The organism is Fructobacillus evanidus (assembly GCF_963580165.1).
Lineage (GTDB): Bacteria > Bacillota > Bacilli > Lactobacillales > Lactobacillaceae > Fructobacillus > Fructobacillus evanidus.
Genome location: NZ_CAUZLM010000019.1, coordinates 1 through 5,972, shown reverse-complemented (window position 1 = coordinate 5,972; position 5,972 = coordinate 1). Strand labels below are relative to the sequence as shown.

Here is a 5,972-nt window from a genome sequence, read left to right as displayed (position 1 = left end):
AACGGTTTATTCAGTACTGCAACGAAACACGCATCCAAACAAAACTAAATGGCCGGTCACCGATTAAATATCGGCACCCAGCCGTTTAGCGAACTAGTAAATATTTACTTTAGTTTTTGGGGTATACGTCATAGCCGTTGGTCTTTTTTATTTATCAAGGGTGTTGCACTTCAATTGTAAATTCACCCCACTATAAAATACATTATGAATTATGTTTCCATTAGTCTTTTAAATATCTAAAATCATTGGAAGGCACTATTCAAACCTTAGGATATCTTAATATGATTTGAATTGAAAAAATCCTTCCATTTCTTTTCTAATACATTTTTCCCAAATGTTTCATCTAAATAATGTAATCCGTTCTGACTAAACAACTGATAAATGTTACCATTATTAAAAATTTTTAAAATCATTTTAGATAACATTAAAACATTGCCTGACTCTACTAAGTACCCATTTTTTAAACTATTTATTATGGTCTTGGGTCCATATTTAACGTCATAAGATATTAATGGTAAGCCATATGAAGCTGCTTCCAACATAGACATATTGAACCCTTCATACTCACTCGTTAATAAAAAAATATCCGAGTTGCTAAATAAGTATTTTTTATCTGGATTATAAGGCAATAATTCTACTTTACTTTTTAATGAAAGTTCCTTTATTAATTGATGTAGCTCTTGATTATAAAGCGAATCAGTTACATATCCATATATTTTTAAATCTATATCATTTCTTTGCTTAACAATGTAAGACATTGAGGCAATAGCATCTTCAATTCTTTTTTCTCGAGATATGCGAGAAAGATAAATAATATGTTTGCTATTTCCTAAATTTCGTTTTTTAATGTTTTCAGGACTTAAAGAATACGAAACTGGTATATCAAATGTAGGTATATTAGTCCTCCGCTGATAGTCTAATGCTTGGTCCTTAGTAGCAGCAATATAACCCGACCACAATTCGGAATGATTAAACTCTAATTTTCTAATATCATTTAGTGGAGAACTATAAGGATTTTGTCTATCAACAGTGTGCGCACTGTGTAAAACAATAAATTTTTTAACATTTTTATTTTTCATATTAATAACTAAAGGAGATACATACTCACCGCGATCTATATAAAAAACAGGATCATCATATTGAGCTAAAAAATCCAACCAAGATGTTTTTAAAGAATCCCAAGAAGTATAAACATTTTCATTATTATATTGTGGATTATGTTTACTTAAGATAATATTCCCATCTAAACAATTTTCTGTTAATACTATATTGCCTTGAATATCAAACCATTCATTTTTATAAATTTCATTATTTTTGTTAAATGTACTTATCTTTGAAAGAAATCCTCTAATATCAAAATATTCGATTTTTATAATATTTTGATATTCATTAAAATATTTTATTTTTTTAATTCGAGGAGTAGTATACACATCATGAACTAATGGATAATCAAAGTACTCAATTATTCGATTATTAGTCTTACTTTTATTAATTTTAAAATATTCAATATTATTAATAACTTCCTTATCAACAGAATTTTGCCAAAAATCAAACATATTTAATGAAATATTAAAAGGAATATTATGTCTTTTTATAAATAAATGCATAGCTGGTGTATATTCAAACGTAATTATTTTTGACTTTACACCTAAAGAGTTAAATAATTTATACCTATATATTTGAGCATGTTCAATTCCTGAAAAATTATATTCAAATTTATTTGTTAAAAAATACTGCATAATTTATACCTTATGTTTTCAATTATCATATTACAAGTTTAATTCGATCGTATCCTCAAAAAATTCTAATGGTGTTTGACACTAACGTAATTTCATTGGCCAATTGTTAATGCGTTCAACAGTTTCATTTAACAACTACTCCAATACGTCCCTAAAATGACTTTTATTTGATAAAAAATAACAAACTTACGATTAAATAATTCATTAGTAATTCGTTCTCAGGGAGAATAAGCATGGAAAAAATAGACTTTGATACCGTAGTGTCTCTGTAGCGTTCGATAATCTGAAAATTCTTTCCCATAATCAACCGTGATGGATTTCACGATTGATCTAGATTAGTTCATGAAGCGTTTAAAATCTCATAGCCTCCTTCGTTCGGTTAGGAAACTTAATGGCCCACAACATCCGACTCTGCCGTTCAACCAGATTAATCAAACAGGTCTTATCTTAACCATGGATAGGAAGAACGGAATCAACTTCCCAATGGCCAAGATCTTGGCGTTGATTAATCTTATATGATAGATTATCAACGGCTTGTTCCAAAAGGTATCGTGAGCTTCTATATTCGTTTCAAAACATTTCGAATGGCACCACGATCATACGATGTTAAAATTGAATAGCTCAAAGAATTTCTCCTCATGGTTTGTCTAGCAACTACCATTATAAAGAATTCTTGTTTTTTTATTTTTCCATTGTCGTTCGAATTAATTATAGAATCTGCCAATTATATTAAGTATTTCCATTAGTTAGATAATTTAATAGTTACTTATCATTTAATAATTTTTTAGACAAATCCTTCCAAATTAAAGATACATTTTCTATATTGTATCTTTCCATATTTTTCACGCCATTAAGTGATAACGTTTTTCTTATATTTTTGTTACATAAAATATGTAGAACTCTCTCAGATAATGACACATAGTCATTTATCTCAACAATGTAACCATCATCTCCATTAGTTATAATTTCAGAAGGTCCATAGCATGTATCATATGAAACTACAGGAATGCCTCGCGCCAACGACTCATTAATCACCATTCCCCATCCTTCATTACGACTTGTCATAATCATCACTGCAGCATCTTTATATATTGAGTCTTTATCCGAACGATAATGTTCATAAACAATATAGTCAACTAATCCCAATTTTTTAGTTAATGATAACAGTTCTAAATTATATTCATTATCAAAAATATATCCATATATATATAATTTAGCATTTGGCCTTTTTTTATGAATTATGGAAAATGCCTTAATAGCATGATGTATCTGCTTTTGTCTATCAATCCTAGCAACCATGATGATTTTATCAGGATCAAAATAGGAAGAATAATGATGATTAACCTTATTAATAGCAACCGTTGCGTTATATACTGGTATGATTTTAGGAATTCTATTTTTTAATTCATCTGCTCCTTTTTTAGTAGGAAGAATATATCCTGAAATCTTTTGGTTATGCAATAATTCTTGAACCATCACGTTAGATAAGGAGCCGTATTGATTATTTGTGGAACTAAACGTATTATGCCAAAATTCAAAAACTTTTACTTTATTTTTCATCTTAAAAACAGAAGCATCGACTAAATAAGAACGATCAACAATAAAAATAGAATTGGAATCTTTTACTAGGTCGTCATAAAAAAAAGCAGTTAATTCCTGTAAGTCATTAAAAACTTTATGATTATGTTTATAATTTAAATGTATGGATGTATTAGAAATAGAATTATTATTGTCTGTCTCATGATAATAAAAATTAATGACTACTTGTCCTCTAATATTATAAACATCTTCTGACGCTACTCCTCCTTTTTGACCAAAAAATGAACTGATTGAGAGAAAACCACGAGAATCATATCCATCTTCACGAATAAGTTTATTGTCAAATCCATACCACTTTACATTAGAGACTCTATCTTTACTATTTCTAAAAAACGTAATTTCAACTACTTTGTTTCCATCTTGATAAACTTCTAGAAAATTATTATGTTTTACTAAGTAATTATTTGGAAACGATTGGTTAATCTTTTCTAATATTTTAGTTAAATAATTGTCCAAAATTTTTTGATCATCTATATCAACAGTTTCCTGAAAATAATCAAACAAATTCACATAATCATGATCAGAAATTCCATATTTTTGTGTATTCATATGTTGAAACCGATTAAAATGAAAAGTAACTATTTTGGCCTCTTCGTTATTATAATTAAAAACATTTAATCTATTAATCATTGCTAGTTCTAGACCGGCTAATTTCTCATCAATCATATGGGTTAAAAAATAAAACATAATCTATTAATTTCTTCCTCTCCAATATTCACTCGATGGTTTAATTATAAAATTTATATAAACATATCCACTATAGCAATTTAATTCACATTATTTTTTCGAGATAATCGATTAGTCATTAACACACCATTACTTTCTTTATTCCAGTAACATAATTAAAGCTTTACAATAAATTACGATTTTTCTGTATATCTTTTTCTCTACTTAAAATGATCGTGTCCAATTTATAAATTTTACATTAATGATGTACAAATAATGACTACTAGTCTTTGGGTAAAATAACTACCTTTAAACAAATTTTGGTTTTCACTTTATTATTATGAATCTAAAGTTCTGCAATAATTTTCCACTGCTTAATTAATTCATTAGGTAAATACTTATCGGTTTCCAGGCGCGAACATCTTGACATATATTCCATCTTTTGAGGAGATAATAACAATTTTTTTGTCATAATATAAAAATTGTAAGTATCATTATTTTCAATCAAATATCCATTCTCTTCATTTTTTATTAATTCTGAAGGTCCATAATCTATATCAAAAGCAATAGTAGGTATTCCATATGTTTGAGCTTCTGCTTGTGACATATTAAATCCTTCAAATTTACTTAACATCCAAAAAATTTTAGCATTTTCATATACACTTTTTAAATCAAAAGTATATTCATGTATAGTAATAGCCTTTGATAATCCTTTATCAGCAATAATATTTTTCAAAAGTTCTACATAATTCTGATCTCCATACCCAAATATATCCCAATGAACTTGTGGTAACTCTTTATGGATTTTGGAAAAAATTTCAACGCCTAACAATAATCTTTTTTCTGGTGATATACGTGATACAGTGATAATATCATATTCTTTAAGATTCATTTTCTTACTAGCATCAATATTTTGTAACTTAACAAAAGAATTCATTTTAAACACTTTAATTTGTCCTTGAACTGCATTTTCTAAGTCCATTACCTCTTTATTAGTAGCAGCTAATAGTCCAGTAATTTTATTTTTATGTTCAATTTCATTAAGTAATGTATCGAAGGGTTTAGAAAAATTAGGTATCCCGTCTTCAGGAACAAATACATTATGCCAAAAAATAAATAACTTTCTAAATGATGACATATTAATTAAACTATTATCTGTTAAGTATGCTCTATCTGATATGAATATATTATTTTCTTGAAAATCTTGGTTTAGATAATCTAAAAATTTTGCTTCTAACATCTCTTTTTTTGAAAACCAATACACCTCATCTTTATATTTTAACATCCATCTAACTTTAACATCTCCTTGCTCGTCTATATGGTAAAAGCTTTCCAGAATAGAATCTCCTCTATAATCATAATTAATTTCTCTAGAGACCCCTCCCTGTTGTCCCATGATATCTGACATACTAAGAAATCCTCGCACATCAAAATAGTCAATACGCACAATATTATGGTATTTATCAAAATATTCTATTTTATCGATTTTATTATTAGTTCCTTTATCCCACATTAAGTAAATATTTTTGATATGGGTATTATCACTATTATTTATTTCTAACTTATTTTTATTAATATTTACAATATATTCATCGTCATTTACTTCATCATATAGCGTTCGTGGTGTTATATTATTAGAATCATCAATAGAAGAAACCCCTTGAAAATAATCATACATATTAATTAAATTATTATATTCAACTCCACTCTGGATAGATTCTCTTTTTAAGAAACGATTATAAGCTAGACTAACAAATTTAGAATCATAACCGAATTTTTTTAAAGCTAAATTTCTCTTTATTTGTGCATGTTCTATTCCAGATAAATTAGAAGCATAATTATAAGTTACAAAAAAATTCATACAAGTTCTCCTAGTATTAATAGTTTACATCCTCACTTCATTATCTCATAAACACAAAGAATCATTTTTTATTATTGGCAAATTGCAAATTTAATTCAAACGAATCC

At 27.4% G+C, this 5,972-nt stretch carries 3 protein-coding genes; all 3 read right to left on the bottom strand.

The features are described 5' to 3' along the window. Nucleotides 1-266: 266 nt before the first annotated feature. A complete protein-coding gene (locus AABI08_RS08310; RefSeq protein ID WP_338344721.1) occupies nucleotides 267-1,739 on the bottom strand; it encodes a glycosyltransferase in 1,473 nt (490 codons plus the stop codon). Nucleotides 1,740-2,501: 762 nt separating this feature from the next. Next, a complete protein-coding gene (locus AABI08_RS08305) occupies nucleotides 2,502-4,025 on the bottom strand; it encodes a glycosyltransferase (protein WP_338344719.1) in 1,524 nt (507 codons plus the stop codon). Nucleotides 4,026-4,350: 325 nt separating this feature from the next. Further along, nucleotides 4,351-5,865: a glycosyltransferase gene (locus AABI08_RS08300; protein ID WP_338344717.1), complete on the bottom strand. Its 1,515-nt coding sequence runs from the start codon at nucleotides 5,863-5,865 to the stop codon at nucleotides 4,351-4,353. Nucleotides 5,866-5,972 lie beyond the last annotated feature (107 nt).

What these genes read in the sequence shown, in the direction of transcription:
- AABI08_RS08310 (WP_338344721.1), bottom strand. Translation starts at nt 1,739, where the DNA reads ATGCAGTATTTTTTAACAAATAAATTTGAATATAATTTTTCAGGAATT.
- AABI08_RS08305 (WP_338344719.1), bottom strand. Translation starts at nt 4,025, where the DNA reads ATGTTTTATTTTTTAACCCATATGATTGATGAGAAATTAGCCGGTCTA.
- AABI08_RS08300 (WP_338344717.1), bottom strand. Translation starts at nt 5,865, where the DNA reads ATGAATTTTTTTGTAACTTATAATTATGCTTCTAATTTATCTGGAATA.